Genomic DNA, 26,126 nt, shown 5'->3' on the forward strand with positions numbered 1-26,126 from the left:
AGGTATTTAAATCAAGATCTTTAACTATTTTCTTGCACGGTGTCTACGATTCAATAGCAGATTATTCAAATAATAAAATGTAATTTTTTAAAGAATTTTCAAGTGATTTATAACCATAAATTGACTGAATTGTATTTAACAGCTTGTCAAGTAAATTCGCATTTTTTTCTTCCCTATTTTTTTATCATTTTTGTCAGCCCTGAGGGGAAATAGGGAACTCAAATAAACAATCCGTCAAGTATTAGTGTGAATGGTTAAAGACTGTCAGTCAGTATGGAATAATTGTCTTCACTCCATAAAGGAAGGAGTAGGGGAGCAAAGTTTTAACACTTGGTTTTCTCCTATTGAGCCGGTTAAGCTTGAAAATAACGTATTAACGATTCAAGTCCCGAGCCAATTCTTCTATGAGTGGTTAGAGGAGCACTATGTACATATCCTGCGGAAAGTGATTCATCAGGAACTTGGGCCGGAAGGTAGATTAGAATACTCAGTTATTGTTGATAAGGGAAACGATAAGTATAAACCATTTACTATCAACTTACCGAACAACAATAAATCTAACAAACCAAAGGAACAGCAAAGGGAGCAGCCTTTGAATCCATTTGCTTTAAATGGTGTAGATTTGAGTCAACAAAACTCACAGCTCAATCCAAATTATACATTTGACACTTTTATTGAAGGAGATTGTAATCGATTGGCTAGGTCGGCCGGTTATGCGGTAGCGAAAAAACCAGGAATAACCTCATTCAATCCGTTGATGATTTATGGCGGAGTAGGACTGGGTAAAACCCATTTGGTTCAAGCCATAGGGAATGAAATTAAAGATACGTTGAATGGTAAATTCGTTTTGTATGTTTCGTCCGAGAAATTCACAAATCAGTTTATCGATGCTTTAAGAAATAATAAAATTCAAGATTTTTCTAACTACTATTTACATATTGATGCTTTAATTATTGATGATGTTCAATTTTTAGGAGGTAAAGAAAGAACACAGGAAATATTCTTTCATATTTTTAATCACTTGCATCAAAATGGTAAGCAAATTATTATGACATCCGATCGTCCACCTAGGGATTTGAAAGGACTGGAAGATAGATTGCTTTCCAGATTTAAATGGGGATTAACCGCTGATTTGCAACAACCTGATCTGGAAACCAGAATAGCCATCATCCAAAATAAAATGGAGAGCGATGGTATTCACATTCCAGAAGATGTGATTGAATATTTAGCTTACTCAGTCGATACTAACATCAGAGAGTTAGAAGGTGTTTTGATTTCATTGATTGCTCATGCTTCTTTAAATCGTAAAGAAATCGATTTAGAGTTGGCTAAGCAGACTTTGAAAAATATTGTACATGATATTGAATCAGAAGTAGGCATTGATTTCATTCAAAAAACCATTGCAGAGCATTTTGCAGTGAAAATCGATGACCTGAAAGCAAAAACTAGAAAGAAGGAAATAGTAATAGCCCGTCAGGTTTCTATGTATTTCTGCAAGGAACACACCAACCATTCCTTAAAATCTATAGGCTATCATTTTGGAGGCAGAGACCATTCTACCGTCATTCATGCAGTGCAGTCAGTCAATGACATGATGCAAGTGGATAAACGTTTCCGTGAAGAAATGGAAGAACTGAAGAAGCGTTTTAAAATGAAGAAGGTTTAAGCCCGCTGCCCCCCCCAATGGGAAACCATATTGAAATTAATAGCCAGTCATTTTTTTATTGTCTCATATAGGAATTAGTCTACAAGATTTTAATCGCCTTAAGGTATTGAATTTCAGCATTATAATAGTAAAGGATTAAATCGACCACTTCCGAGCAACTTGGAAAATAGGGAGGGAGGAAAGTTTAGCGAGCCTGCTTGCTCAGACAAGCCAGCGATGACATTAAGGGCAGAAGCATTAAACTTTCTTGATTTCTTGTATCTTTTTCATCAAGTTACCGCAGTCTATTGAACTGAACTTCAAAGAAGATAACAAGATGGTCCTGTGTTACAGGATATAAGCCAGGGTTAAACAGCCTTTGGCTGTTCTTTTGATTCTTCTGTGGTTAAATCTCCAGCTTTAGCTAGTTTTTAGTCTTGTTATATAGTAGAAAAAAGTTGAGTGAAAATGAAAGTAAATAATAATGCCTTTAGTGATATTGAATTGATATTCTATGTGCATTTTGGTCAATTCTAAACGGACTCTTTCCTCTTCAAAAAAGCCTCTTTCTTGATTTTCCTATAATTTTTAGTGGCATGTTCACTACTTAAAATCTTATAAATTTCCGGATGGTCAGGGTATTGGATTAAATAGTTTCTGAAATCTCCCCACTGCTCTATGGCTTCTTCTTGATTGTAAAACCCAAAGCCTTTGTAGTAGCCTTCTTCTACCAAAACAAAAGCCTTTTCTTCAATAGTTCTTCCTGCTCCCATTAGCAAATAATCGCTTTTTTCGGATGTGCAGTAATCAATAAAACCTTGAATTTTTTCATTATGTTGTGCGATAGATTCTTCACCAGTGCATGCTCCTTCACATAAATTAAGACTATAATCAAAGCAAGCCCCCGGGCTGGATTGTATTCCGGCAAATTTTGGACAAATTTTGAGTTTCTTGCTAGCCTCTGTTAAAAAGCTAAAACCAGAAGCATGGTTGGGGAAGCGCATTAAATTTTGCATTCCTGCTTGTTTTCGACCCAGTTGCAATCTTTTATAACCCTGCCGATCTTCATATAGATGGATAGAATATCCAGGGCTGTTATTCTTTTGAGCCCTGTTATACCTTGGCCAATTTTTCCTTATTTCATGCGATTCATGTAGCAGCGCTATTAATTCATTTCCAGTCAAGTAGTAATCTATATGATGGATCTGACTTTGAAATGCTTGTTTGGCTACTTCCAATTTACTTCCACCAAAATGGCTGCTTACCCGCTTTTTGATATTTTTAGCTTTGCCAACATAAATGATTTGATTTTTGGCATTCAAGAAATAGTAAACCCCTGCGGACTCAGGCAATTCCTCATACACTTTTCGATCTAGGTTTTCGGGTACATTGGCGACAGCAGCATTGTTTTTCAATGATTTTTTAATCACCTCCTCTTTATCATGCTGAACCAATTGGGTGAAAAGCTCTGCTGTAGCTATAGCGTCTCCAAAAGCTCGATGTCGGTCATTTATTTTGATCCCTCTGTTTTCGCAGATGTTTCCGAGGCTGTAACTTTTTAGACCAGGAAATATCTTTCGACTTAAGCGGACTGTACAAAGCTTTTTTAATTTCAACTCATAGCCCAAATCCTGAAATGCAGCCTTAACAAATGAATAGTCGAAATTTACACTATGAGCGACAAAAATATTTCCTTCTAATAGCTCATGAATAGTTTTAGCCTCCTCATAGAATTTAGGAGCCTCTTCCACCATTTGGTCATTAATTCCATGTATAGCAGACAATTGTGGAGGAATATGACGCTCAGGATTGATTAAAGATTGATATTCTTTGACCACTTTTTCACCGTCATGTAAAATAATTGCAATTTCACATATTCTGTTTCGGGCTGCGTAGCCTCCAGTGGTTTCAATATCAACTATGGCGTACATGGTTTAGGTATGGACTGTAGTTAGAATGTTTAATAGATTAGATAAAGATAACATATATCTTAAATTTCGGTTCCTCATAAAAAGAAAAACCTCACAGATTTTTCAAGCTGTGAGGTTTCTACTTTAAAATTTCAGTAGATATTATTCAGTCCAACTCATCGGATATTTCTTGTCCATAAATTCTTTACCTTCTTCTGTAACATATAACGGTTTGAAAGTATCTAGCATTACAGCCAACTCTTCAGTTTCTTTTGCTCCAATACTTTTCTCAACAGTTCCAGGATGCGGTCCATGTGGCAAACCACCAGGGTGAAGCGTAAAGGAACCTCTGTCAATTCCTTTTCTACTCATAAAGTTTCCTTCTACATAATATAATACTTCATCAGAATCGATATTACTATGATTATATGGTGCAGGAATTGCATCTGGGTGGTAATCAAATAGCCTTGGTACAAAGGAGCATATTACGTATCCAGCCGCTTGGAAAGTTTGATGCACGGGAGGCGGCTGATGAATTCTTCCTGTAATAGGTTCAAAATCATGAATGGATAAGGTATACGGATATAAAAAGCCATCCCAGCCTACTAAATCAAAAGGGCTATGGTCATAAACATAATGATGGATGTAACCACCTTTTTTGATTTTTACATGATAATCGCCTTTGGTTTCCTCCGTAATCAATTCTTGCGGTGGATGTATATCTCTTTCGCAATAGGGCGAATGCTCTAAAAGTTGGCCCAGTTTATTTCTGTATCTACTCACCGTTTCGATTGGACTTGCAGATTCAATAGTTAGATATCTAATTTCACTGCTTTCCCACTCTAATTTGTAAATAGTCGTTCTGGGAATTACCACATAATCACCAGCTTGAATTTTCAATTTCCCAAATTGAGAGTACATATATCCGCTCCCATCATGAATGAATAACAATTCATCTGCTTCCGCATTCTTATAATAATAATCCATGCTTTGGCGACTTGGCATACACAGCGCCATGGAAACATCTTTATTCATTAACAAGACTTTTCGGCTACCCAAGAAGTCACTTCCTGTATTTTTCACCCCTGAGGTATTAAGATGTATCTGTTGTAAAGTCAAATCCTTATCTGGCTTAGTACCATAAGCCACAGAATTCTTGATTTCCTTCACTCGTGTAGGAGGATTTATATGATATAGGTTGGAATAAATACCCGAAAAACCCAAGGAACTTACTAATTCTTCAGCATAAAGGCTGCCATCTGGTTGCCTAAATTGAGTATGTCTCTTAGGTGGAATATTTCCTTTTCTTACGTAGTATGCCATAATATAAAAATTCTGAATATTATTTTTTAGCTAATGTTTCAGCTTTGTCAAAAAGTTTAAGTGCTTCTTTAAAGACTTCATTTTGTTTGTTAAAGATAGGGTAGAAGCCTTCGTTATTCCAAATATTTCTGGCAATGTAAGCCTTGCTGTACAGTTTTATTAGTTCTTTAGATTTGTTGAAACCTTCGACATCTAAATCAACATTGTTAGTCAAAGCTAGAGATGTTATTTCCTTCAGCATTGCATCTGTTACTTGGAAATTATTGATGAATCCTTGCATACCCATATTTTCCAACATTTTTTTATTCTTTTCATAATATGAAAAAGTGTATTGTCTCAAGGTATTACTTAAAAAAAGCTTATTTAAATAAGTAGAAGTTTCTGCAGTATCCAGCGGAACAAAGTAATCCGGCATGATCCCTCCTCCACCATAAACAATTCTACCATTCTTAGTAGTATATTTTAATGAGTCTTCAAAATGAATGCTGTCAGCTACAAAGTACTCACCATGTTCATATCTCTCATTCATTTCCTGTCTATATTCATCAGGATTTTCACCAAATGGTTTTTGGATTGATCTTCCGGATGGAGTATAATACCTTGAAATAGTCAATCTCAGCTCTGATCCGTCTTTTAATGAAACAGGCATTTGCACTAATCCTTTGCCGAAAGATCTTCTTCCAACTATTAAGCCCCTGTCATTATCTTGGATTGCTCCGGACACAATTTCTGAGGCAGAGGCACTTCCTTCATTGATGAGTACTATTAAAGAACCTTCTTCAAAGCTTCCGTCTTTAATTGCCCTTGCTTCAGAATTATACCTTTTTTCTTTTCCTTTTGTGTAGACTATCATGGCATTATCCTTAAGGAATTCATCTGCCATATTGATGGCTTTATCCATGTAACCCCCAGGATTATCTTGTAAATCTAAAATCAATTTCTGCATACCTTCACCTTCCAATTTATTCATTGCCTCCATGAATTCATTATAGGTAGTTGCAGAAAACCGACTTACTTTAATATATCCTATTTCTTCATCAACCATATAGCTAACATCCACAGAATATTGCGGGATTTTATCTCTAATTATTTTGTATTCAACTGGCTCCTTCAAGCCTGATCGCATGATTTTCAACTCTACTTCGCTGCCTTTTTCTCCTCTTAAATTCTCATGTACTTGTCTGTTGGTTAAACCGACTCCCGCAATATTTTTATCATCCACTGCAATTATCTTGTCACCAGACTGTAGCCCAGCAGTTTCTGAGGGGCCACCACTTAAAGGAGCAACGACATAAAGTGTATCATTGAAAATATTAAACTCTATTCCGATACCTTCGAAATTCCCTTTTAAATCAGCTGAAACCATTTCCAAATCCTTAGCTGGAATGTAAGAAGTGTGAGGGTCTAACTCTTTTATGATTCCTTCAATGGCACTATCTACAAGTTTATCGGTATCTACTTCTTCCACATAGTTTTGATCAACTTGTAAAAGAATTTCTTTTATTCTTGTGATTCCCTCTAAAACAGTATCTTTACTAGAGGAGGGGTTGGCCATTGTAGCGCCAATTAATATGCCTGCCGCCAATGTTGAAAAAATAATTATGGGCAGTTTAATTTGAAATGAACTATTTTTATTTTTATCCATGTGCAATTTTTTATTTTTTCTTGTCGCAGGGAATTTGCAAAAAAAGAAATATTCAGGTGATTTTTTTAATTTAACCTTCGAATTATTTTTGCTCAATTCTCGTTGAAGAATTTTTATTTTAACAAATAACGCAGGAAATTAGTAAATCGTTGGATTGAAAAGCCTTAAAATTAAATTACCTTTGTAAAATACCTAAATTAGTAAAAGTGGAATACTCTCAAAAGAAAATAAAGGAATTAGTTGCTGAAAACTACGTTTTTGCATCAGTTCTTTATTATTTAGGTATAGAATACTACGAATTCGAAGAAGATTCACTTGAAAAGGTGTGTCAGACAAAAGGCGTTGATCTTCATTACGTAGTAAATGAGCTGGAAAGAATTAATCAAAACCAGGAAATAGAAAATATTAAATTACTCTCATTTCCTATTGATTTAATTATCAGTTATTTAAAGCATACTCATTTTATTTTTATCAAAAAGGATTTGCCTTTTTTAGTGAAGTTGGTTAACAAATTGAATAGTTCTCATCCTGATGTTCTGTCCGTAGAAAGAGAAATAAAGGATGTTTTTCCGTTATTTGTAGAGGATTTCGTACATCATATTTATGAAGAAGAAGATACTCTTTTTGAGTATATATCGCAGCTAAAAGCTATTGATGATAAAGAGAAAAACCCTTCTAGCTTTTTTTACAAGTATCCGAATTTTAATATGCAAAAATTTGCAATTGACCATGAGGTGCATGATGACGAAATGAAAGGGATTCGATTTCTAATGGATCAATATCCGATTGGAGATTCGACACCGCTCAATGCAAAAGTCCTTTTTTCTGAATTAGAGCGTTTTGAAGATAAATTGAAAGTGCATGCTAAAATTGAAAATGAAGTTCTTTTTCCTAAAGCCCTGATGTTGGAAAAGTCAGTAAGAAAGAAGTTTGATTCGCTTATTCGTCTTAATTAATAATGCCCAGAGTACTAGCTATTGATTACGGAACTAAAAGAGTGGGTTTGGCAGTTACAGATCCTTTGAAAATAATTGCCTCCCCGATGGAAACAGTTCATTCCAAAGATCTTATTCAATTTTTAAGTGAATATTTCCTGCAGGAAGAAGTAGAGTCTGTGGTTTGTGGATATCCAACTAACGAAGAGGGGGAGGCCACTGATGCTACTCGTCATGTAGATGCATTTATTAATCTTTTTAAGAAGAAGTTTCCGACAATGCCTTTACATTTGCAGGATGAAAGCTTTAGCTCGCAGGAGGCAATGCAAGCTATGATTAGTTCCGGCTCAAAAAGGAAACAAAGAAATAAGAAATCTGGTAATATAGATAAAATTAGTGCTGCAATTATATTGCAACAATTTTTAGAAGAGAATTAATTATGATATATCCTATAGTAGCATATGGACACCCTGTACTTAAAACAAGAGGAAAAGATTTAGAAAAGGGTGAGATAGATTTAGGGGCATTGGTAGATGACATGTTTGAAACCATGTACAATGCTAATGGGGTCGGCTTAGCTGCCCCCCAAATTGGTAAAAGTCTTCGACTTTTTGTGATTGACACGGATCCAATTGAAGAAGAAGGTGAACCTCAGGTAAAACAAGCTTTTATAAATCCAGAAATACTGGAAGAAGAAGGTGAAGAATGGGCCTTTGAGGAGGGCTGTTTAAGTATTCCTAATATTCGGGAAGATGTTGATCGGAAACCGAATATTAGGATCAAGTATTTTGATGAAAATTGGGAAGAACATGAAAAAGAGTTTGATGGATTTGTAGCTCGGGTGATTCAGCATGAGTATGATCATATTGAGGGCGTATTATTCACAGATCATGTTTCGGCCTTTAAAAAACGTATTTTAAAGGGAAAGTTGGCTAACATCAGTAAAGGCAAGGTTACGGCTGACTACAAAATGTTGTTTCCGTTAAAGAAATAGAATATGTAAGTTCAGCAGGTAATTAGCTGTTATTTTGTTTGAACTTATTTTTATATTTGAATAATGCAATTAAAAAAGTCGATCTAGAAATATTGGCAAAATTATTGCAGCTATTATCATATAACTTTTTTTATTCATTATGAATCGATTATCAAAAATATTAGTCTTAGGTATTATTGTAGCCATTAGTGGATCATTCGCTAGTGCTCAAACGAAAAAAGCTGCAGAATTTATTGAAAACGGAATCAATAAATTTGAGGAGAAAGAATACATGGAGGCTATTGTCAGCTTTAACGAAGCAATAAAATTAGATCCAAGTGCTCATCAGGCCTATTACATGAGAGGTAATATAAAGCAGAAATTTGCCGATGTTCACGGTGCAATGAAAGATTACAATATGTCAATTGAGGCAAAAGAAGATTTTTCGGAAGCCTATTTTGAACGAGGGAACATCAAATATTTACTTCAAGATTATTATGGAGCCATTAATGACTATACAAAAACGATCGAATTGAATGAAAATAATTTGGATGCCTACTATAAACGCGGTCAGGCGAAACAACAATTAGAGGCATACCAGGATGCTATTAATGACTGTACCAAAATAATTGAAAAGGATAGAGATAATGTAGATGCATATTACTTAAGAGGAGTTTTAAGAATTGAGTATGGGCAACTTTCTGAGGGTTGCTTGGACTTAAGTAAAGCAGGAGAATTAGGTGATTTGAAAGCTTATGAAATGATTCGTGAAAGATGTAATGATATAAAATGCTATCCTTCTGATTTCGAGTGAAGATGAAAAGCATTGAATCCATAAAAAAACCTGTTTAAAATCAATTAAACAGGTTTTTTTGTTTGTAGTGACCTCGGCAGGATTCAAACCTGCAACCTCCACAGCCGTAATGTGGTGCACTATTCAGTTATGCTACGAGGCCATTTAATTACTTGATAGTTGAATTGCCTTATCAAACAATATTTTTTCATCAACTACGTTTGCTAATGAGCTTGCAAAGGTAATTAATAAAATCTTATAAGAAAAAGGATTTATTTATTTATCCTCTGTATAAAACGCTATCTTTGTTGTTCGAAAGTAAAAATCAAAAAAATACTGATGAAAAAACTATTTATTTCAGCTCTAATAATCCTAACTTTTAAAGTTTCTGTTCAAGCTCAAAATTTGCAAGAGAAAAACAGCTTTGGACCTCGACCTAATTTAAAAGGAGATTTAACCTTGTCGTTTGGATTAAATATGCTTTACAACAATGATGTGGATGATTTAAATCTCAGAACTGTTGGAAATAATTCTTTCAAAATTGGATATATGTATCCTGTTCAAATAGCTAATTCTAACTTTAGTTTTAATGCTGGCTTCAACTTTTCTTTTGATAAGTTCGCCTTCGATGGCGATTCCACTACGTTGGCAGTTGTTTCTGGAACAGATGAATTAAGAAATGTGAGATTGCAGACCATAGGAGAAGACCTTGTAGGAGAAAATGGCTTTGTTGAGAAATCTAAATTTGAAGCAAACTATGTTAATATTCCACTTGAGTTTAGATATTATTTCAATAAAAATAAAGTAGATAATGGCGGACTGTTTTTGGCTGCTGGAGGTAGTATTGGCTACTTAATTAATGGGAAGACTAAAATTAAGTATGTAGAGAATGAGCAAACGAAGAAAATTAAGCAAAAAGAAAATTTCGAATTGAATCAATTTAGATATGGAGCTCATTTCCGAATTGGTATTGCGGGATTTGGTGCTCATTTTGAATATGACTTTTCTGAACTATTTAACCCTGGTAGAGGGCCATTAAATAATGCAGAAGTACCAGTAGCAACTCAAACTGCCCCATTTAGGTTTGGTTTAAGCTTTAATTTATTCTAATATTGAAATAATTGATTTCTTGAAGAGCATCTAATTAATTTTAGATGCTTTTTTTATTATGTAATTCTAAAATTTCATGAGGGCAGGTATCTACTTTTTCACTATAGTTTTTATCGTTTTTTCAAATTGTTCAGGACCTAAGAAGAACGAATACAAAGAAAAAATTGAAGGCTTTGCTACCTCACTAAAAACTAAATACGGAACTAATTTTCAAGAAGAAGTTCAATATTATGAATTGAATAATTTTAGAGATTCTCTGGTGGGAGCTCAGATTGGAAACTACAAATTTCAGGATTATTATGGAAGTAATGTAAATTTATTAGAAGATTCAAAACCTGTTCTATTAGAGTCTTTTGCCTCATGGTGTGCACCATGTATAAGTTCTATTCCAGCTTTGAATAAACTCTCCGAAGACTATCCTCAAGTTCGATTTGTAGTGGTGGCTCATGATACACCAGATAAATTAAAGGAATACGCCAAAAAATTTAACTCCAACATTCATGTAATACCGTCAGAACGAGAAGTCAATGCTAGTGGATTTATTAAACTAGAGGTAGGTGAATTTCAGAGTGTGTTTCCTTTTCCTGCTACTATCAGTATTAGTTCGAATGGCAAAATTCAAAACGTTTTATTGGGTGCACCCAGAGCAGGAACTTATGGAGGGAAGACCATAACTCTTGAAGAAGTTCACGAAGCTAATATGATGAGATTAAGCCGAGTGCTAGATAAATTGATTTCTGAATAATTTAGGATTATTTCCATTCCACTTCCAGATTAAACTGATCTTGCGCTACGATTGAAGTGTACTTAGCTTTTTCTGGTTTTTTAATTCTCACTAAAGTTTGGCCGTCCTTAATTTTGATAGATTGCTGCTCTATCACATTTACATGATCCTTTTTATGATATAATACAAGTGATTCAGTGTTTGCTGGAATTTCGATTTCAATATAATCCTGAGTAGCGGTGGTCGATTTAGCTATTGATTTTTGCTTTTCTTGATATAACAGGGATAAAATCTTCTTACTATCTGGAACTCCATAGCCAATAAAATTATTTGGGTTTTCTGCTAAGTGGCTACTTTTTTGAATAATATTTATTACTTCCAAATTTGTTAGAGTAGTGTCATACTCCCAAATACAGGCGGCTAAACCAGTAATCACAGGTGCTGAGAATGAAGTACCATTAGCAGCAAAGCAAGCCACATCCGGTTTCACATAATTCAATTTTTCGGGCCCAATAGAGGAATAGTAGATTTTGGACCAATCATCATAGCGGACTGCTCCAACAGTTAATACATCTTTTGCATCAGAAGGAAGGGATAGAATTTCCCATTTATTGTGACCGTCATTTCCTGCAGCACTTACAATCAACATTCCTTTCTCTGCAGCTACTTGTGCGGTTTTGGTAATCATACTGCTTCTTCCATTGACTTCTTTCTTGCTATGGTTTTCTTTTCTTTTGTCGTAACTATCAGTATACCCCAAAGAAGAATTTACTAGTCGAATGCCCATGTCGTAAAACAACTCAAGTGCCGCCACCCAGTAATCTTCTTCCAATCTTCTTTCCCTGATCCCATGATCTGTTCTTGCCAAATACAGCTCGGCATTTTCCGCCATACCATATTTAATTGACGTCCCATGATCAGAGCCCACGATCATTCTTAAGACTTGTGTACCGTGGTCATCTTGCGAAATCCTTTTTCCATAGAATGGATCTTTATTTCCTTTTAATAAATAGTCTTGAAAAAACTTGATTTGGTCTTTTTCAACCAAATGTTTTAAAGAAGGTTCTACATTTGCATCCATAAAACCACCATCTATGACCCCAATTTTAATGTTATTTCCACTTAGGCCCATACTATCTGTTAAATACTGGGCCTTCATTTGTTCTAATGCATAAGAATATTCAATTGGTGTTGGACTATGCAGTGAAAGCTGCTGCAATTGATTTTGCAACCAAATACTTCTAACCTGCTGATGGGATTCCAATTTTTCAATTAAATCCTCTTCAATAGAAATACTGACTACAGGGTGCCATTTGGATTGATAGTGGAATTTGATTTTATCCCCATGCATCTTTTTAAGGCTCTCTTGTAACTGGGAAATTTGTGTGTTTTGACTATCAATTTCTCCAAAATCAAATTCCATCCAATACTTCTGCTGGGATAAAACCGCGACTGAAAACAAATAAAACGGAAATAAGAAGAAGATAGTCTTGAAAAAAGCCTGTTTTAACATGTTGGAAGAAATAATAAAATGTAAATTTGAAATTTACGAAGCTTTAACGATTAATTTGAAATAAAAATTAGATTTATGAGATACCAAACTTTAGATTCATCTCTTTATGTAAAGAACCGCAAGAATTTCATGAAGCAAATGCCAGCTCGTTCTCTAGCAGTTTTCAATTCTAATGACGTAATGCCACTGAATGCAGACGGTACTATGACCTTCTGGCAAAACAGCGATTTGTTTTACCTTACTGGAATCGACCAGGAAGAAAGTATTTTGGTTTTATTTCCTGATTTTGATAATGACAGCTGGAGAGAAATATTATTTGTAACTGAAACCAATGAGCATATTGCCGTTTGGGAAGGACATAAATATACAAAAGAGGAGGCAACGGCAGCTTCAGGAATTCCAACTGTTATGTGGTTGTCACAATTTGAAACAGTATTCAATACTTTGATGGCCGAAGCCGAGCAAGTATTTATCAACACTAATGAGCATATTAGAAATGCCACACCGGTAGAAACCCGAGATATGCGATTTATTAAATGGTTGCAAGATCGATATCCTGCTCATCAGTATAGGAAAGCAGCTCCAATTCTGTATGATCTGAGAGCAATAAAAGATCCTTTGGAAATTAGTCAAATGGAACGTGCTTGTAAAATAACTGAAGATGCTTTTCGTAGAACATTGAAATTTGTAAAGCCAGGTTTGAAAGAATATGAAGTGGAGGCTGAAGTTTTACATGAATTTGTTAGACAGGGCTCCAAAGGCTTTGCTTATACGCCTATTGTAGCTTCTGGAGCAAATGCATGTGTACTGCATTATATTGAGAACAAAGATGTTTGCAAAGATGGGGAATTGCTACTAATGGATGTAGGAGCTGAGTATGGGAATTATAATGCTGACATGACTCGTGCAATTCCTGTGAATGGCAAATATACCCAGAGACAAAAGGATGTCTATAATGCAGTCTTAAGGGTGATGAAAGAATGTTACAAAATCTTGACTCCAGGAAACCGAATCCCAGAATACCATAAGGAAGTTGGGAAGTTGATGGAAAGTGAGTTGTTAGGCTTGGGCTTATTGGATAAAACAGATATCAAAAATCAAGATCCAGCTAATCCTGCTTATAAAAAATATTTCATGCACGGTACTTCTCACCACATCGGATTGGATGTTCATGATGTAGGCAATATTTATCGAAAATTTGAGCCGAATATGGTTTTCACCATTGAGCCCGGGATATATATTCAAAATGAAGGGATAGGTGTACGTTTAGAAAATGACGTAGTCATCACTAAAGATGGTCATCATGATATGATGGGAAATATTCCTATTGAAATTGATGAGATTGAAGAAATTATGAATAGCTAAAAAATGGGAAAGCGATGGTTATGGAATCATCGCTTTTTTATTGTTCGAAAATAGCTACAGCCCTAACAGGAGAACCCGTTCCACCTCGAATTTTTAAAGGGAAGGCGATAAAACGAAATCTTCCTCTCCCAATTAATTTATGCAGATTGATCATGTTTTCATAATGAGTAAAGCCTAGCTCGCCACAAATATGATGTACTTCTTTGTTGGATACTTTTCGAACCCCGGGTGACGTAGTTTCCACTCCAAAAGCTGAAATTTTTTGCTTTCCTAGCCAACGGGCTGTTTCAGTAGAAATACCAGGACCATTTCCCCAATCTTTTTTATTGAAATGTTTTCTGTAATGATCAGTATAAAGGAGAATCGTATCATGTTTTTTTATTTCAATATTAGCTTTTTTACAAGCCAATTCAACTTCATGAGGTTCTATGAGTTCAGCTAAGTTTTTGTGTGAGAAGTCTAAGCAAATCCCTTCTGTGTAAAACATTGATAGGGGCATTTTATCAATAGATTGCCCTTCATATTGCTGAGCCATGTGATTGATGGCATCAACATGAGTGCCTGTATGCTCCCCAAGTTCTAATTTATGAACAGCAGGAGTTCTTTTATTTGGGTTTTTAATGCCAGCCCATTCTTCATGTGAATTATGGATTTCCATTTTAACCTGAGGAAGGTCTTTAAAAACCGGCATCCCCTCATAAATGTCTTGGCTTAAGTCGATGATTTCGGCCATTAAATACTACTATTAAAATATTCTTAAGAAAGATTTTATAATTTTTTTTCTGGGTCTTGTCTAACGTCAAAACAGGAAAGAATAATAATTTTGGATTCTTTTATCCGGTAAAATATTCTGGTCTGTGAAGTTAATTGTAAACCCCTGATATCATTTATTTTTGTCCATTTGATGGGAAGCTTTTGACTAATTTAAGGGTTTCATCTACTTTATGAACAAATTCTTTTACAGTATTTTTACCCCATTCTAATTTTAAATATTCTACTACAGAGTCAAAATCCTTTTCAGCTCATGGGGTAACGTAAACTTCCATTAATTTTTTTTCTTCACTTTTTCGCAATTAATTTTTTGCTGTCTTGGGATTCCTCATGTGATAAGTAAATTTCTTTTTTTTGATTTTATGTCAATGTTTTCCAAAATTGACCTTCTTTAGAGTTCTCACTTTGTTTCAGAAAATCGTAAATAGTTTGTAATAATTGCTCGTTATCGATACTTTCAACAATTTTATGAAGATTTGATTTTAATTCGATTGTCCCCATAACTTTTATTCATTTTATAGCTTGAATTTACGAAATTTTGCTCAATTTATTCTATTACTTTTATTGTTTAAAATCACTAAATTTATTGTAGTTTCATTCAAAAGATATCTTTTAATTATGAAAATAATTCTATTCCTCCTTTTCCTCCCGTTTAACCTACTAGCCATTGATCCTGATAGAGAATATACTTTAACGCCTGATTCCATTAATTGGGATTATGAAGAATTAAAAGTCACTACTGAAGACGGTTATGATTTGAATACTTGGATTTATGCTCCTAATCCTGATAATGAGAAAGGTGAGGTCCTGATTTTAGCATATCCAGATGCTGGAAATATGTCCTATTTCGTGTATCACGCTTCTATTTTATCTAATCTAGGATATACAGTAATTACTTTTGATTATAGGGGCTTTGGGAAAAGCTCTGATTTTGAAATTGAGCTAAATTATTTATTTCATATTGAATTCTCTAAAGATTTAGAGGCGGTAGTAAATTTTGCAAAAAAGCGATTTACAAATAAAGGTCTTGGTATTTGGGCATTGTCAATGGGTACGATGGTCACAACTTATGCTTATGATGGCATTAAAGATGATATAGATTTTGTGATCTATGATGCTTTTGTTTTTAGTCCTCGTGAGCATATACAGCGATTAAAATCTCAAAAAGATAAACAAGCTTTTTCACCTATTAAAACAGAGGAGTATGTTTTGAAATGGAAATCCATTGATATTCCAATCATGCTTTTTGCAGGCAGACAGGATGAACTTACCACAGCAAAAGATGCTCTTTCCAAAAAGGACGAATTTAGTTTTGTACCTGCAATTTCGTTTTATAATGGTGGGCATTTAATGGGTTTTCAGCATGAAATTAAGAGGAGTGGTTTTGGAGGGTGGTACTGCTCTCAAATCGATTTTTTTATAAGGCAGATAGGCTGAAATAAAAAACACCGAATTTCCCTCAACCTTTCCGCAACAATTCCGATTAGAAATTATGATTTGGTTAAAAGATGTCATTAAAGATTTAAAGGAAATCCAAGAAACTACTAGACAAGAGTTTGAAAATTTGAGTGCGGAGGAATTAATATGGAAACCTGCTGCGGATAAATGGTCTATTGCAGAGTGTCTAAAGCATATTATTATCGCCAATTCAACCTATATTAAAGACATCGAAAAGCGGCTTCAAAAGGCAGAGATCAAGACCATAGAATATCCTGTTCGTTTCTCGGTCACAGGTAAGTTGTTTTTGTATGCTGTTGACCCGAAGTATAAATGGAAGGTGCCTGCTCCCAGAATATTTAAGCCAACCAAGGAAAATAAAGTAAGAAATGGCAAAGAAACTCTGCAAGATTTTTTAGACTTGCAGGAAGAAATAATAGGCTTAGCTTTGAAGGCATGTGCATACGATCATCAACACGTTCCAACCTACAGTCCTTTGAGTAAATTATTGCGTTTCAATGTAGGTGAGCAACTTTACATTATGATGCGTCATACAAAAAGGCATATAAATCAAGGAAAGCGAGTTAAATCACAGTTTCATAAATCCGTAGCATAATGGAAGATAATATCAGAAAGTCAGACCGAGCACCATTACCTGTAGGCTTATATCCTCATGCACGCAAAGTAGGTAATTTGCTATTTTTGTCAGGAGTTGGGCCCAGGAAAAAGGATAGTAAGTCGATTCCAGGTGTGGAGCTAAGCAGCGATGGAGATATTGTTTCCTACGATATTGAAGTGCAATGTAAATCTGTTTTTGACAATGTAAGAATGATATTGGAAGATTGTGGCAGTAGTTGGGATAAGTTGGTGGATGTACAGGTATTTTTGACCAATATGAAAGATGACTTTTCCACTTTCAATAGGGTTTATGCTGATTACTTTAAAGATATTCAACCTTGTCGAACTACAGTGGAGGTAAACGCTTTACCAACGCCAATTGCGATTGAACTAAAGTGTGTGGCTGAGTTGTGATTATGTATCACTGGGGACTTCAATTTTTTCATATAAATTGTGAATCCAGAGGATGACAACTCCAAATGTGATCGCTGAAACCACCAAAATATCATTTAATATTCCATCTGTACTAAAGGATATTTTGATCAAAATGGTAGAAATCACAAAGCCTGAATTTCTAATCACGGATCTAAAACTCGATGTATGCGTGTAGGAAATCAGCAATAACAGTACATCGCTTAAAATCAGAATAGTAAAAAACTCATCAAAGAAAATATTATTCGTGTTTTTAATAGAATCAATCCGATGCGAAGCGGAGAAAAATACTTCATAGAAATAATCTCCAAAGCTGTAAACTGCTAATCCCAATAAGACAGGAATTAAAAGGACTGAAAATCTTTTCTTGGTTTCAATGAATCTTTGAGTTTGCTCTCTTTTTGAGAGCTCTCCTTTTTGGGCGGAAGTTCTTTTACTGTTTAGATAATAGAAAATGAATATTAATCCAAAAATTATTAGAGAAGCCCCAATGTCGTAGGTGAACTGTAAATCATCTTTACTGCTAAACCAACTACTTTCTAAATCTAATTGTGCTAAATCCTTAAATAGTCTTCGAATTAAAACCAGCAAAATTATTTCATATTGTTTACCAATATAAATCGTAATTGATTTAGGGAGGAAATAGACTAACAGATAAACCTCATAAACAAGAATAAAAGAGAAAGGCGTATAGATAGCTGCTATCGGATTATCTAAAAGACTACTTGAATAGGAAGATTCAAATATTTCTAGTTTATTTAATATGATTAAGATGAGATGAATAAAAAATCCAGCGATAGCAATTACTATAATGACCTTTTCGCTTCTCTCTTTCATTTTTTCTGAAAGTAGTCGCTCATATAGGTTCTCCCAGAACGTAGAAATATTGCTACCCATTTTTTAATGTATTTTGAAGTAACTACAAAACTGACTAATCGTTTAAAATTCATCATTTGATCTGAAATTATTTTGTCCCCTTATGCCTTTTGGAATCTGTTGATTTTTTAAAATAGGTCGTTATAATTAAACTTTTAGACCTGTGCGCAGTTGAAATATGTGTACCGACAGAGAAAATTTCAATGAAGTATACTTTAATTTTAGTAGTAACCTTAATATTTGTAAATCCAGTTTTTTGTCAAAATGCGATAGTTGAAGGAGTGGTTTCCGATCCAGATTCAGGTAAAGTTATTCCTTTTGCTCAGGTAGCTTTTTATCAAGAAAATAGTAATACTCCTGTAACTGGAGCTACTACCTCAGAAGATGGTAGCTTTAATATCCCAATAGAGACTGGGAGTTATAGGATGGTAATCTCCTTTGTAGGCTATGAAGACTATGAAGATCAAGTCCAAATCTCGGAAAGTGGTTTGGATTTAGGGGAGATAGGTCTTTCAGTAAAAGAAGAGATCATGGAGGAGGTTGTAGTAAGTGGAAATGAAAGAAAAACTCCTGTTCTAGCCACTATGGAGGGTATGACGATAAAGCCCGATCAAACCATTGCCAACGTAGGAGGAACTCTATTGGATATCTTGAGAAATACGCCATCAGTTAATGTTTCAGATGATGGAAGTGTATCCTTAAGAGGTAGTGGTAGTACAAATGTCCTAATTGATGGACGGAATTCAGCATTAGCGACAGATTTAGAACAGATTCCTGCCAGCGCAATTGAAGAAGTAGAAATAATAAATAATCCAAATGCAAAATATGATGCGTCTTCAGATGGCGGTGTTATTAACATTAAATTGAAAAGAGGCGAAGATTTAGGGACCACTGCAAGAGCAGAACTTACCATGGGAACCAGAATGCGTACAAATGCAAATGTTAATTTGGCACGAAGGACCACCAAATTTGCGATATACGGTGGCTATAGCTTTAGGCAATGGCCAAGAGTGGGCAGCAGAGAAACGGAAAGAAGAAGTACTTTTAATGGTTCCAATGAGCTTTACAGACAAGAACAGAATAGTAGAAATGAGGATAGGGAACATACCATCAATTATGGAGGCGATTACTTTTGGGGACAAAATAAATTAAGCTTTGAAGGTGTGTTCAATACAGAGGAAGAAAGTGATTTCCAATCTAGTAGTGCTTTTGTGCAAAATTTAGGTACCGATGAATTTCTAACTCGCTACGTTAGAAATAATACGGAGACGGAAGAGAATTATACTTACGATAATGCCATTATATATGAAAGAGATTTTGACAACAAGAAAAAATTTTTCAGAGCATTAGCGAGCGTTTCCATTAGAGATCAAGTGGAAGATCAAAATATTGCCATCTACAACAATACACTGAGTGAAGAGGGTGATCCTAACAGAACCGAAGGGAGTACAACAGATGAATTTAGAAATACCTCGGTAATTCAAGTAGATTACGCTACGCCAATTCTTAGTGGTTTGTTAGAAAGTGGGTATAAGTCTATTTTTAGAAGGTTTGATAATGATTATGTCTATGGACTGGTAGGAAGTGAAGGTCAAATTGATCCTTATGATAGTATAAGTAATCGCTTTGTATATCAGGATCAAATTCATGCGCTTTATGCTATTTATTCAGATAGCCTTCCAAATTTTAATTATGCAGTTGGGCTTAGAGCTGAACAAACTATTTTAGAAAATGAATTATCCAATGTAAATACATCTTTAGTGGCAGAGGAAGATCTTTCTAACAGTCAGCAATATTTGGATTTCTTCCCAAGTGTTCAATTAGCTTATTTTCTGAATAATAAGAATACCTTAAAAGCTACTTATTCAAGAAGGATTGACAGACCAAGCGGGTGGAGATTGAATCCATTTCCTGATTTTGCGGATTCATTAAATGTCAGGGTAGGGGAGCCCAATCTACAGCCGGAATATATCAATTCATTTGAACTCGGCCATATGTATCAAAATGGAGGTTTTACTTTAACGACCAACGCTTTTTACCGAAGGATTAATGGTCAGGTTGATTGGATTGTGAGAGTAGAGGATGGAATTTCCTACCGCGGTCCACAGAATTTGAATACTGGTGATTTTTATGGATTAGAATTTATTAATACAACCGATATTGCCAATTGGTGGAATTTAAATGCCAGTTATTCTATTTTTCAATCTGTGATAGATGGTACCAACATTGGAGCAGAAGAACCCAATAGGGGACTTTCATGGTATGCTAAAGTTACCACCGATTTCAGTTTGCCTTTCGGAATTAACCTACAATTTACTGGTAATTATATGGCTCCTGAAATAGAGGCCCAAGGTAGGGATTTGGCTCGATATTATATAGATGGGAGTTTGCAAAGATATTTCTTTGACAAGAGATTGACTTTAAGTGCCAGTTTCAGGGATTTATTTGACACTCGTAATTTTAGAGGGGAAAATTTTGGGCCCGGGTTTCAACAAACCTTTACTAGGAAAAGAGAAACGCAAATTATGCTATTTACCGCTTCTTACAATTTTAAAGCAGAATAAATGAAAAGAAAAGAGCTCATTTTGAGCTCTTTTCTAATTTCCAACATCATTTCTTTAATAATTTTGACTTGCTAGAGACCATGCCTTTCTCAGTTTGTGACCATATTATGATTTGATAATAGCCATTGGCTAGATCTGAAATGTCCATCTGAATACTTTTCCCGCCTTCCAAACTCTTTTTCTTCACTGTTTGTCCATTCATATTTATGATTTGTATTGAAGTATTTCCCACCTCTTGCTCGAAATTTATATTTATTTGATGCGTAGCCGGATTAGGGTATAGTTTGATGTTAAAAAGTCTAGACTCAAATTCAATTTTTACTACTGGTGAATATTCAGATTTTCCGTCATAATCAAATTGCTGTAATCTGTAATAGGAAACATTTCCGTGAGAACTATAATCAATGAAATCATACTCAATTACGTTAGAGCTATTTCCATTGCCTTCTACTGTACCAATGGTTTCAAAATCTTTTCCATTTGAGGATTTTTGAATTTCAAAGTGGGAATTATTTTTCTCTGATGCAGTGGACCATTTGACTAACACGCCAGTTTGTTTTTGTTCTATATCAAGACCAAGGAACTCCACAGGCAAAGCTCCTTCTGAGGATGCACCCACAGCAAAATCACTGAAACCATTTAAATTCGAACGGCTAACTGTGATTGGGTCGGTGAAACTTCCACTTTCATCTGCAGGTGAATAATCACCTAATACTTCCCAACTTGATGCAGAATTCTCTCTTTTTAGTAAAATATGATTTCCGGTTTCATTTCCGTTCACATGCCCTTGGGATGTAACTGAAATATTGTAATTATATGTGCCAGCTGAATTTGTTGGTGTAATTGTCCAGAAGCCGTAATCTAATACTTGTTCAATTGCATTACCATTTACTGACAAATTTAAGCCAGAAATATTTGCAAAATCTGGATCGCTACTGTTTTCAGTGAAGCTTACATCAATACAAGTGCTTTCTGACATGCTGTTGAAATTTATTTTTACTTCTTGTTTATATGCTGCTGAACCAACAGGTAGTTGATAGTCGATTCCAGTTGCAACACATCTTCTTAAAGTCCCCACTATGTAAGAATTATCGCTTACAAGAATCCCATTTCTAGCAGTGTTTTCGACCTGGATGAAGCCATTTGAAATGATAAGTTTACCATCATTTAGGTTTAATTGATTATTAATAATCACCGAGTTTTCAATTTCAAAAGTACCTCCAGTTGCATTAATTGATAAATTGCTTAGTACATTTTCTGTATTATCGAATACGATTTTTCCCGCATTTCCAATAGCATTGACAGATAGTTCAGCTCCCACACTGGATGATATTTCACCATTAATGGAATGGCTATAACCCAACAAATCTAAATTGTTGCTTCCCAGAGTTAAAGTTCCTGCATATAGTTTCAAGGAATCAATAATTTGCAATGAGTTTGTTAGAACTAATCCACTTCCATTTTCTAGCTGCAAATCCTCAAGAATAGTAATGTGAGAAGGAATAGAAATTCCTGCTGAAGTCCCGCTCACTACCAGTGAAGATGTTCCGTCCATAATTAGGTTTTGCGGATTTCCTGCTATAGCGTTTCTGATCGTCAAACTATTATCTCCCACCACCATTTGTCCGCTTTGAATATTGATAGGTCTATTTGTAGATAAATCATCCTCTAAATTGACGCCACTGCCGTTATTAATGATCAGGCCATTGACTTTTCCCATCAGCCATTGAGTAGCGCTCCCCACCATACTTACAGAACCATTACCTGTATATTCAGGACCACGATTGATGAAATTCCCATGAATATTAAGATTTCTACCTGCATTTACTGTGATCTGTGCATTACTATTTATAATTAAATTATTCACAGTTGCTGTTCCATTTATGACAGGAAAATTGCCTCCTAATGGATTGTTTGGAATAACAGCTGAAATCAAATCCGTTGGTATTCCCGCGGACCAATTGCTAGCAGCGTCCCAAACGCTGGTGTTTCCTAGCCAAATATTACCAACAAATAATTCAAAAGTTTGAGTAGTGCTGCAAGTACCATCTTCTACTGTTACACTAATGGTTACTAAACCAAATTGACCGTTCTCTGGCGTTATTTGAATAAACCTATTGGCATTTGAACCTCCCAAAGTAATATTTTCGTCTTTGACTAGTGACTGATCTGAACTAGATGCAGATACTGTCAATGTACTTTCAGCAACATTGGCGTCATCTACGGTAAAATTAATGTTGGGAGAAGCCGTACTGATGTCTAAAATAACATCTTCAAATTCGTTCATGGTTGGCGCTTCATTATCCAACACACTTACTTCTACACTTCCTGAATTATTAGTGAAGTCCGAATCATTTTGATTATATGATCTTACACTTGCATAAGCAGTAATGGAATTTAAGTTTTCGCCAGCGTTAACAGTACCAGTCATCTGTAAAGTGACAGTCTCTCCATTTTCAATTAAAGGAATTCTCCAGAAGCCACTTTCTTGATTGTATGTCCCTTTCTGTGCATCAGACTCAGAAGGAGTAAAACCGGAAGGAAGAGCCGAAGTTACCACGACATTAGTAGCATTATTAGGACCATTATTGTAAACACTAACTTCGTAGGTAACCACACTATTCACACACGGTGTGTTTGAGTCAGAAGTAAAAGCGATAGATAAATCTGATACTTGGGAAGGAGTTTCACCAAAAATCATCATTCGGTTCATGCCTGCACCATTAATATAGAGTCTTTCATTTAAATCAAAATTAATACCATAAGGCGTATCCATGTTTCTGGCATTGGGTGAACCTGTTACCCCACTTCCATTATTGAAACGGATTGCTTCATTAAAATCTCTTTGACCTAAAACCACATCAGCACTAGCGCCATTGGTAGTTGGTATTTCGTTGAAGATTAGTGCTCGATGGTTATTAAAATCAGCTATAGCCATAACACCTGATGGCGAAACCGTAACCCCTGGGAAACTAAATTTTGTCGCACTTACACCGCTAGTTCGCGTATTGAAAGCATCTTGACCCACCACTATGTCTGCATTAGCTCCATCTGTGGTAGGAATAGAGTTGAAAACGAGAATTCTATAATTATAATCCTCTGCAATCAGTAGTTTACCATCAGGAGATATAGAGGTATTCCAAGGATCACCAATTCTATTACGAGCAGTACCTCTTCCTGTATTATTCCATCCAGTCTGACCAATTAAAACATCTGCTTCTTCATTATTGGAAGTGGGTATTTTATTATAAATTAATATTCTATTGTTTCCTCTATCAGTAACAATCATTTTACCACTAGGTGTGATTTGAATATCAGTAGGATAATTCAATCCATTTCTACCTGCACCTGGATCCCTGGTGCCAAAACCACCTTGTCCAATAACAACATCTGCTTGAGCATTATTGGTGGTCGGTATTTCATTAAAAATTAATATTCTATTATTATATGAGTCAGCAATTAATAGTTTATTACCATCTGGACTAAAAGCCACTCCGTTCGGGTTCCATAATCTATTGTTTCTAGTAGCTGATACATTGTTAGTGAAATTGGATTGACCGACCACTATGTCAGCAGGTTCACCATTCGAGCTAGGAACAGAATTCCAAATTAAGACTCTATTGGTAGTTTGCGAACCTACAGCCAATACCCCTTTTACACTTACCGCAGAACTATTGGAGCCTGGAGCCACTATGTTAGAAGCTGTCGTTGAGCCGGAAGTAAAATCGGGTTGTCCAACTACAATTTTAGCAGCCTCAAAATTATTGAAAATCTGTCTGAATACTTCTACTTCAAAAGTTTTGATGATCGGGCATGTACCATCGGACAGTTCGATTGTAACGGTTGCTATACCAAACTGATTTAATGAAGGTTGTAGCACTAGTTCCCTATTTTCACCACTGCCAGTCAAGCTAATGTTCCCATTAGGTAGTAGTGTTTGATTCGATGAGTTAACAGAAATAATTAAATCATCAGCCGCAGTTTCTATATCTGAAACTGTAAAAGCTATAGGAGCAGATACTCCATTGTATGGAGCAGTTTGATTGCTAAAGTCGGATAATTGTGGACTACTATTATTTCCTACAGATAAATTGACTGAAGAAGTGTTATTGCTTAAATCTGGATCGCTGGCATCTGCGGAAATTATTTCTGCATTTGCTGCAATATTGCTTCCCTCCATACCTGCATTGACCGTTACAATTACTTCCAATACTGCAGTTTCATTGCCAGGCAGGTTATTTATTGTATATATACCAGTGGATTTATTATAGCTTCCAGCAGTTGCGTTTGCAGATACAAACGAAGTTCCCGCAGGAACATCAAAATTTACCTCGATATTAGAGTTAGCAGCGGAAGAAGTATTTGCCAATTCTACAGAATAGAGGTATTCCTGGTCAGCACACAATTCAGCCACATTAGGAAAAACATTAATGCCAAGGTCACTATCTTGAGGGACATAGGTAAATTTCAGACCATTAGACGGAATAATATCCTGTTCTAATCTTACTTTTGAATTTCTATTATTCGAATTAGATGTATTGTTTTCATTCCAATTGGAATTTGCCCCAGTTCTATTTTGCAAATCCGTTATTGCTGAATTTACTGAAACTTGGACTTCTGTGTTCGCGCTTGGATTGCCCCACCAAAAATTATAATTATTTGGATGAGTGAAGTTACCGTAATGGAATGCTATTGCATTATTATTTTCCCTTAATTCAATTTGAAAGTTGTAACTGCCGCCTAGTGCTGTGTAAGTTCCGAAGAAGCCTAAATTTCTAAAGTAGTATGATGCATAATTCTTCCACTGAATCACTGCTCTTCTATTTGGAGCACTTCCAAAAGTCCTAATCCTAATTTCTGAATTGTCCTGAGCATGTAGGTCCCCAGAGAACGGACTTATTGAATTTTCTAATCCTTCTTCAAGTGGATAAGTAACTCCATTCCCATTTGAAAAGCTAGCAAACCCATTGGTACTAACACCGATCTGATTAAAGGTTTGACCTCCAAAAGTGAAATCAAATCCGATATTGATATTGTTGTAAAAAACATCATTAGCATTGTTGCTATTTGTAATTACGGTACCACCAGTAATTTCCTGATAAGCTTCAATATTTGCTTCAAACTGATAATCGGAAACATTCTGTGCTATTGCCGTAGTTTTGCTTAGCACTGAAATTAAGAGTAGGGTAAATAGTGTAAAAAATCGCATTATTGTAATTTATTATTATTAGTAATGGCAAAATTACGTTGGGAAATTTTCTAGTTTTAGTGAATTTTATGGCAAACATACATCTGGTTGATAACAGGAGATTTAGGAAGAGAATCGATAGATATACCGTTGTTGTGGACGAATATTTTATTGGTGAAGACGAGGGTATTGAATTATCAGCTCAATGCTGCTTGTAAACTTTCTCTTCCTCAGTTTTTATAGTTGATATTCGGAAAGCTTACATCCCTTGATGTTTTAGTAGCAAAAAAAATCCCGCTTGCCA

Annotated in this window: 21 protein-coding genes and 1 tRNA gene; 13 read left to right on the forward strand and 9 right to left on the reverse strand. The window is 35.3% G+C overall.

Features of this window, described 5'->3' with window-relative positions:
* The first annotated feature begins 250 nt into the window (after nt 1-250).
* Nucleotides 251-1,666 (forward strand): chromosomal replication initiator protein DnaA, encoded by a 1,416-nt coding sequence (gene dnaA, locus Q3Y49_RS12185; RefSeq protein ID WP_013452169.1) that lies wholly within the window; start codon nt 251-253, stop codon nt 1,664-1,666.
* 512 nt (nt 1,667-2,178) lie between these two features.
* Here dnaA and Q3Y49_RS12190 read toward each other — a convergent pair.
* The 3 genes from Q3Y49_RS12190 to Q3Y49_RS12200 form a co-directional block, all read right to left on the reverse strand.
* Complete coding sequence (locus Q3Y49_RS12190) at nt 2,179-3,576, reverse strand: exonuclease domain-containing protein (protein WP_303268496.1); 1,398 nt, start codon at nt 3,574-3,576, stop codon at nt 2,179-2,181.
* Nucleotides 3,577-3,717: 141 nt separating this feature from the next.
* The gene (locus Q3Y49_RS12195; RefSeq protein WP_303268497.1) at nt 3,718-4,878 is read right to left on the reverse strand and encodes a homogentisate 1,2-dioxygenase; all 1,161 of its coding nucleotides are present in this window, start codon (nt 4,876-4,878) and stop codon (nt 3,718-3,720) included.
* Between the two features lie 19 nt (nt 4,879-4,897).
* Nucleotides 4,898-6,523: a S41 family peptidase gene (locus tag Q3Y49_RS12200; protein WP_303268498.1), complete on the reverse strand. Its 1,626-nt coding sequence runs from the start codon at nt 6,521-6,523 to the stop codon at nt 4,898-4,900.
* 206 nt (nt 6,524-6,729) lie between these two features.
* Between Q3Y49_RS12200 and Q3Y49_RS12205 the strand changes: the two genes are divergently transcribed.
* The 4 genes from Q3Y49_RS12205 (at nt 6,730) to Q3Y49_RS12220 (ending at nt 9,245) form a co-directional block, all read left to right on the forward strand.
* Nucleotides 6,730-7,479, forward strand: a complete 750-nt coding sequence (locus Q3Y49_RS12205) for an iron-sulfur cluster repair di-iron protein (RefSeq protein ID WP_303268500.1) — start codon at nt 6,730-6,732, stop codon at nt 7,477-7,479.
* 2 nt (nt 7,480-7,481) lie between these two features.
* Nucleotides 7,482-7,895 carry a Holliday junction resolvase RuvX gene (gene ruvX, locus Q3Y49_RS12210; RefSeq protein ID WP_303268501.1) on the forward strand — a complete coding sequence of 138 codons (414 nt, stop codon included), beginning with the start codon at nt 7,482-7,484 and terminating at the stop codon, nt 7,893-7,895.
* Nucleotides 7,896-7,897: 2 nt separating this feature from the next.
* Nucleotides 7,898-8,452: a peptide deformylase gene (gene def, locus Q3Y49_RS12215; protein ID WP_303268502.1), complete on the forward strand. Its 555-nt coding sequence runs from the start codon at nt 7,898-7,900 to the stop codon at nt 8,450-8,452.
* Nucleotides 8,453-8,591: 139 nt separating this feature from the next.
* Nucleotides 8,592-9,245, forward strand: coding sequence for a tetratricopeptide repeat protein (locus Q3Y49_RS12220; RefSeq protein ID WP_303268503.1), 654 nt, complete (start codon nt 8,592-8,594; stop codon nt 9,243-9,245).
* Between the two features lie 68 nt (nt 9,246-9,313).
* Here Q3Y49_RS12220 and Q3Y49_RS12225 read toward each other — a convergent pair.
* Nucleotides 9,314-9,387 (reverse strand) — tRNA-Arg (locus tag Q3Y49_RS12225).
* A 176-nt stretch (nt 9,388-9,563) separates the two neighbouring features.
* Here Q3Y49_RS12225 and Q3Y49_RS12230 point away from each other — a divergent pair.
* Complete coding sequence (locus Q3Y49_RS12230; protein WP_303268505.1) at nt 9,564-10,334, forward strand: outer membrane beta-barrel protein; 771 nt, start codon at nt 9,564-9,566, stop codon at nt 10,332-10,334.
* A 76-nt stretch (nt 10,335-10,410) separates the two neighbouring features.
* Nucleotides 10,411-11,079, forward strand: coding sequence for a TlpA family protein disulfide reductase (locus Q3Y49_RS12235; RefSeq protein WP_303268507.1), 669 nt, complete (start codon nt 10,411-10,413; stop codon nt 11,077-11,079).
* A 7-nt stretch (nt 11,080-11,086) separates the two neighbouring features.
* On the opposite strand, the gene Q3Y49_RS12240 is transcribed toward Q3Y49_RS12235, so the two are convergent.
* Entirely contained in the window at nt 11,087-12,571 is a 1,485-nt protein-coding gene (locus Q3Y49_RS12240; RefSeq protein ID WP_303268508.1) for a S8 family serine peptidase, read from the reverse strand.
* A gap of 75 nt (nt 12,572-12,646) precedes the next feature.
* Here Q3Y49_RS12240 and Q3Y49_RS12245 point away from each other — a divergent pair, with 75 nt between their 5' ends.
* The gene (locus Q3Y49_RS12245; RefSeq protein ID WP_303268510.1) at nt 12,647-13,936 is read left to right on the forward strand and encodes an aminopeptidase P family protein; all 1,290 of its coding nucleotides are present in this window, start codon (nt 12,647-12,649) and stop codon (nt 13,934-13,936) included.
* 37 nt (nt 13,937-13,973) lie between these two features.
* Here Q3Y49_RS12245 and Q3Y49_RS12250 read toward each other — a convergent pair whose 3' ends face one another.
* Nucleotides 13,974-14,669 (reverse strand): cyclase family protein, encoded by a 696-nt coding sequence (locus Q3Y49_RS12250; protein ID WP_303268511.1) that lies wholly within the window; start codon nt 14,667-14,669, stop codon nt 13,974-13,976.
* 398 nt (nt 14,670-15,067) lie between these two features.
* Entirely contained in the window at nt 15,068-15,208 is a 141-nt protein-coding gene (locus Q3Y49_RS12255; RefSeq protein ID WP_303268513.1) for a hypothetical protein, read from the reverse strand.
* Nucleotides 15,209-15,325: 117 nt separating this feature from the next.
* Between Q3Y49_RS12255 and Q3Y49_RS12260 the strand changes: the two genes are divergently transcribed.
* The 3 genes from Q3Y49_RS12260 to Q3Y49_RS12270 are packed head-to-tail and all read left to right on the forward strand — an operon-like array spanning nt 15,326 to nt 17,176.
* The gene (locus Q3Y49_RS12260; protein WP_303268515.1) at nt 15,326-16,144 is read left to right on the forward strand and encodes an alpha/beta hydrolase; all 819 of its coding nucleotides are present in this window, start codon (nt 15,326-15,328) and stop codon (nt 16,142-16,144) included.
* Nucleotides 16,145-16,199: 55 nt separating this feature from the next.
* Nucleotides 16,200-16,760, forward strand: coding sequence for a DinB family protein (locus Q3Y49_RS12265; RefSeq protein WP_303268517.1), 561 nt, complete (start codon nt 16,200-16,202; stop codon nt 16,758-16,760).
* On the forward strand, nt 16,760-17,176 hold the full coding sequence (locus tag Q3Y49_RS12270) for a RidA family protein (protein ID WP_303268519.1): 417 nt from the start codon (nt 16,760-16,762) through the stop codon (nt 17,174-17,176). The genes Q3Y49_RS12265 and Q3Y49_RS12270 overlap by 1 nt, the downstream gene beginning before the upstream one ends.
* Here Q3Y49_RS12270 and Q3Y49_RS12275 read toward each other — a convergent pair whose 3' ends face one another.
* Nucleotides 17,177-18,091, reverse strand: coding sequence for a hypothetical protein (locus Q3Y49_RS12275; RefSeq protein ID WP_303268520.1), 915 nt, complete (start codon nt 18,089-18,091; stop codon nt 17,177-17,179). It abuts the gene before it with no gap.
* 182 nt (nt 18,092-18,273) lie between these two features.
* Between Q3Y49_RS12275 and Q3Y49_RS12280 the strand changes: the two genes are divergently transcribed.
* The gene (locus Q3Y49_RS12280; protein ID WP_303268521.1) at nt 18,274-20,634 is read left to right on the forward strand and encodes a TonB-dependent receptor; all 2,361 of its coding nucleotides are present in this window, start codon (nt 18,274-18,276) and stop codon (nt 20,632-20,634) included.
* A gap of 46 nt (nt 20,635-20,680) precedes the next feature.
* Here Q3Y49_RS12280 and Q3Y49_RS12285 read toward each other — a convergent pair whose 3' ends face one another.
* The gene (locus Q3Y49_RS12285; RefSeq protein WP_303268524.1) at nt 20,681-25,843 is read right to left on the reverse strand and encodes a T9SS type A sorting domain-containing protein; all 5,163 of its coding nucleotides are present in this window, start codon (nt 25,841-25,843) and stop codon (nt 20,681-20,683) included.
* 68 nt (nt 25,844-25,911) lie between these two features.
* Between Q3Y49_RS12285 and Q3Y49_RS12290 the strand changes: the two genes are divergently transcribed.
* A complete protein-coding gene (locus Q3Y49_RS12290; RefSeq protein WP_303268525.1) occupies nt 25,912-26,040 on the forward strand; it encodes a hypothetical protein in 129 nt (42 codons plus the stop codon).
* Nucleotides 26,041-26,126 lie beyond the last annotated feature (86 nt).

The sequence above is a fragment of the Marivirga harenae genome, assembly GCF_030534335.1.
GTDB classification, from domain to species: domain Bacteria; phylum Bacteroidota; class Bacteroidia; order Cytophagales; family Cyclobacteriaceae; genus Marivirga; species Marivirga harenae.

Coding starts and splice junctions, on each gene's coding strand:
- dnaA (WP_013452169.1), top strand. CDS start 251: ATGGTTAAAGACTGTCAGTCAGTATGGAATAATTGTCTTCACTCCATA.
- Q3Y49_RS12190 (WP_303268496.1), bottom strand. CDS start 3,576: ATGTACGCCATAGTTGATATTGAAACCACTGGAGGCTACGCAGCCCGA.
- Q3Y49_RS12195 (WP_303268497.1), bottom strand. CDS start 4,878: ATGGCATACTACGTAAGAAAAGGAAATATTCCACCTAAGAGACATACT.
- Q3Y49_RS12200 (WP_303268498.1), bottom strand. CDS start 6,523: ATGGATAAAAATAAAAATAGTTCATTTCAAATTAAACTGCCCATAATT.
- ruvX (WP_303268501.1), top strand. CDS start 7,482: ATGCCCAGAGTACTAGCTATTGATTACGGAACTAAAAGAGTGGGTTTG.
- def (WP_303268502.1), top strand. CDS start 7,898: ATGATATATCCTATAGTAGCATATGGACACCCTGTACTTAAAACAAGA.
- Q3Y49_RS12220 (WP_303268503.1), top strand. CDS start 8,592: ATGAATCGATTATCAAAAATATTAGTCTTAGGTATTATTGTAGCCATT.
- Q3Y49_RS12230 (WP_303268505.1), top strand. CDS start 9,564: ATGAAAAAACTATTTATTTCAGCTCTAATAATCCTAACTTTTAAAGTT.
- Q3Y49_RS12235 (WP_303268507.1), top strand. CDS start 10,411: ATGAGGGCAGGTATCTACTTTTTCACTATAGTTTTTATCGTTTTTTCA.
- Q3Y49_RS12240 (WP_303268508.1), bottom strand. CDS start 12,571: ATGTTAAAACAGGCTTTTTTCAAGACTATCTTCTTCTTATTTCCGTTT.
- Q3Y49_RS12245 (WP_303268510.1), top strand. CDS start 12,647: ATGAGATACCAAACTTTAGATTCATCTCTTTATGTAAAGAACCGCAAG.
- Q3Y49_RS12250 (WP_303268511.1), bottom strand. CDS start 14,669: ATGGCCGAAATCATCGACTTAAGCCAAGACATTTATGAGGGGATGCCG.
- Q3Y49_RS12255 (WP_303268513.1), bottom strand. CDS start 15,208: ATGGGGACAATCGAATTAAAATCAAATCTTCATAAAATTGTTGAAAGT.
- Q3Y49_RS12260 (WP_303268515.1), top strand. CDS start 15,326: ATGAAAATAATTCTATTCCTCCTTTTCCTCCCGTTTAACCTACTAGCC.
- Q3Y49_RS12265 (WP_303268517.1), top strand. CDS start 16,200: ATGATTTGGTTAAAAGATGTCATTAAAGATTTAAAGGAAATCCAAGAA.
- Q3Y49_RS12270 (WP_303268519.1), top strand. CDS start 16,760: ATGGAAGATAATATCAGAAAGTCAGACCGAGCACCATTACCTGTAGGC.
- Q3Y49_RS12275 (WP_303268520.1), bottom strand. CDS start 18,091: ATGGGTAGCAATATTTCTACGTTCTGGGAGAACCTATATGAGCGACTA.
- Q3Y49_RS12280 (WP_303268521.1), top strand. CDS start 18,274: ATGAAGTATACTTTAATTTTAGTAGTAACCTTAATATTTGTAAATCCA.
- Q3Y49_RS12285 (WP_303268524.1), bottom strand. CDS start 25,843: ATGCGATTTTTTACACTATTTACCCTACTCTTAATTTCAGTGCTAAGC.
- Q3Y49_RS12290 (WP_303268525.1), top strand. CDS start 25,912: ATGGCAAACATACATCTGGTTGATAACAGGAGATTTAGGAAGAGAATC.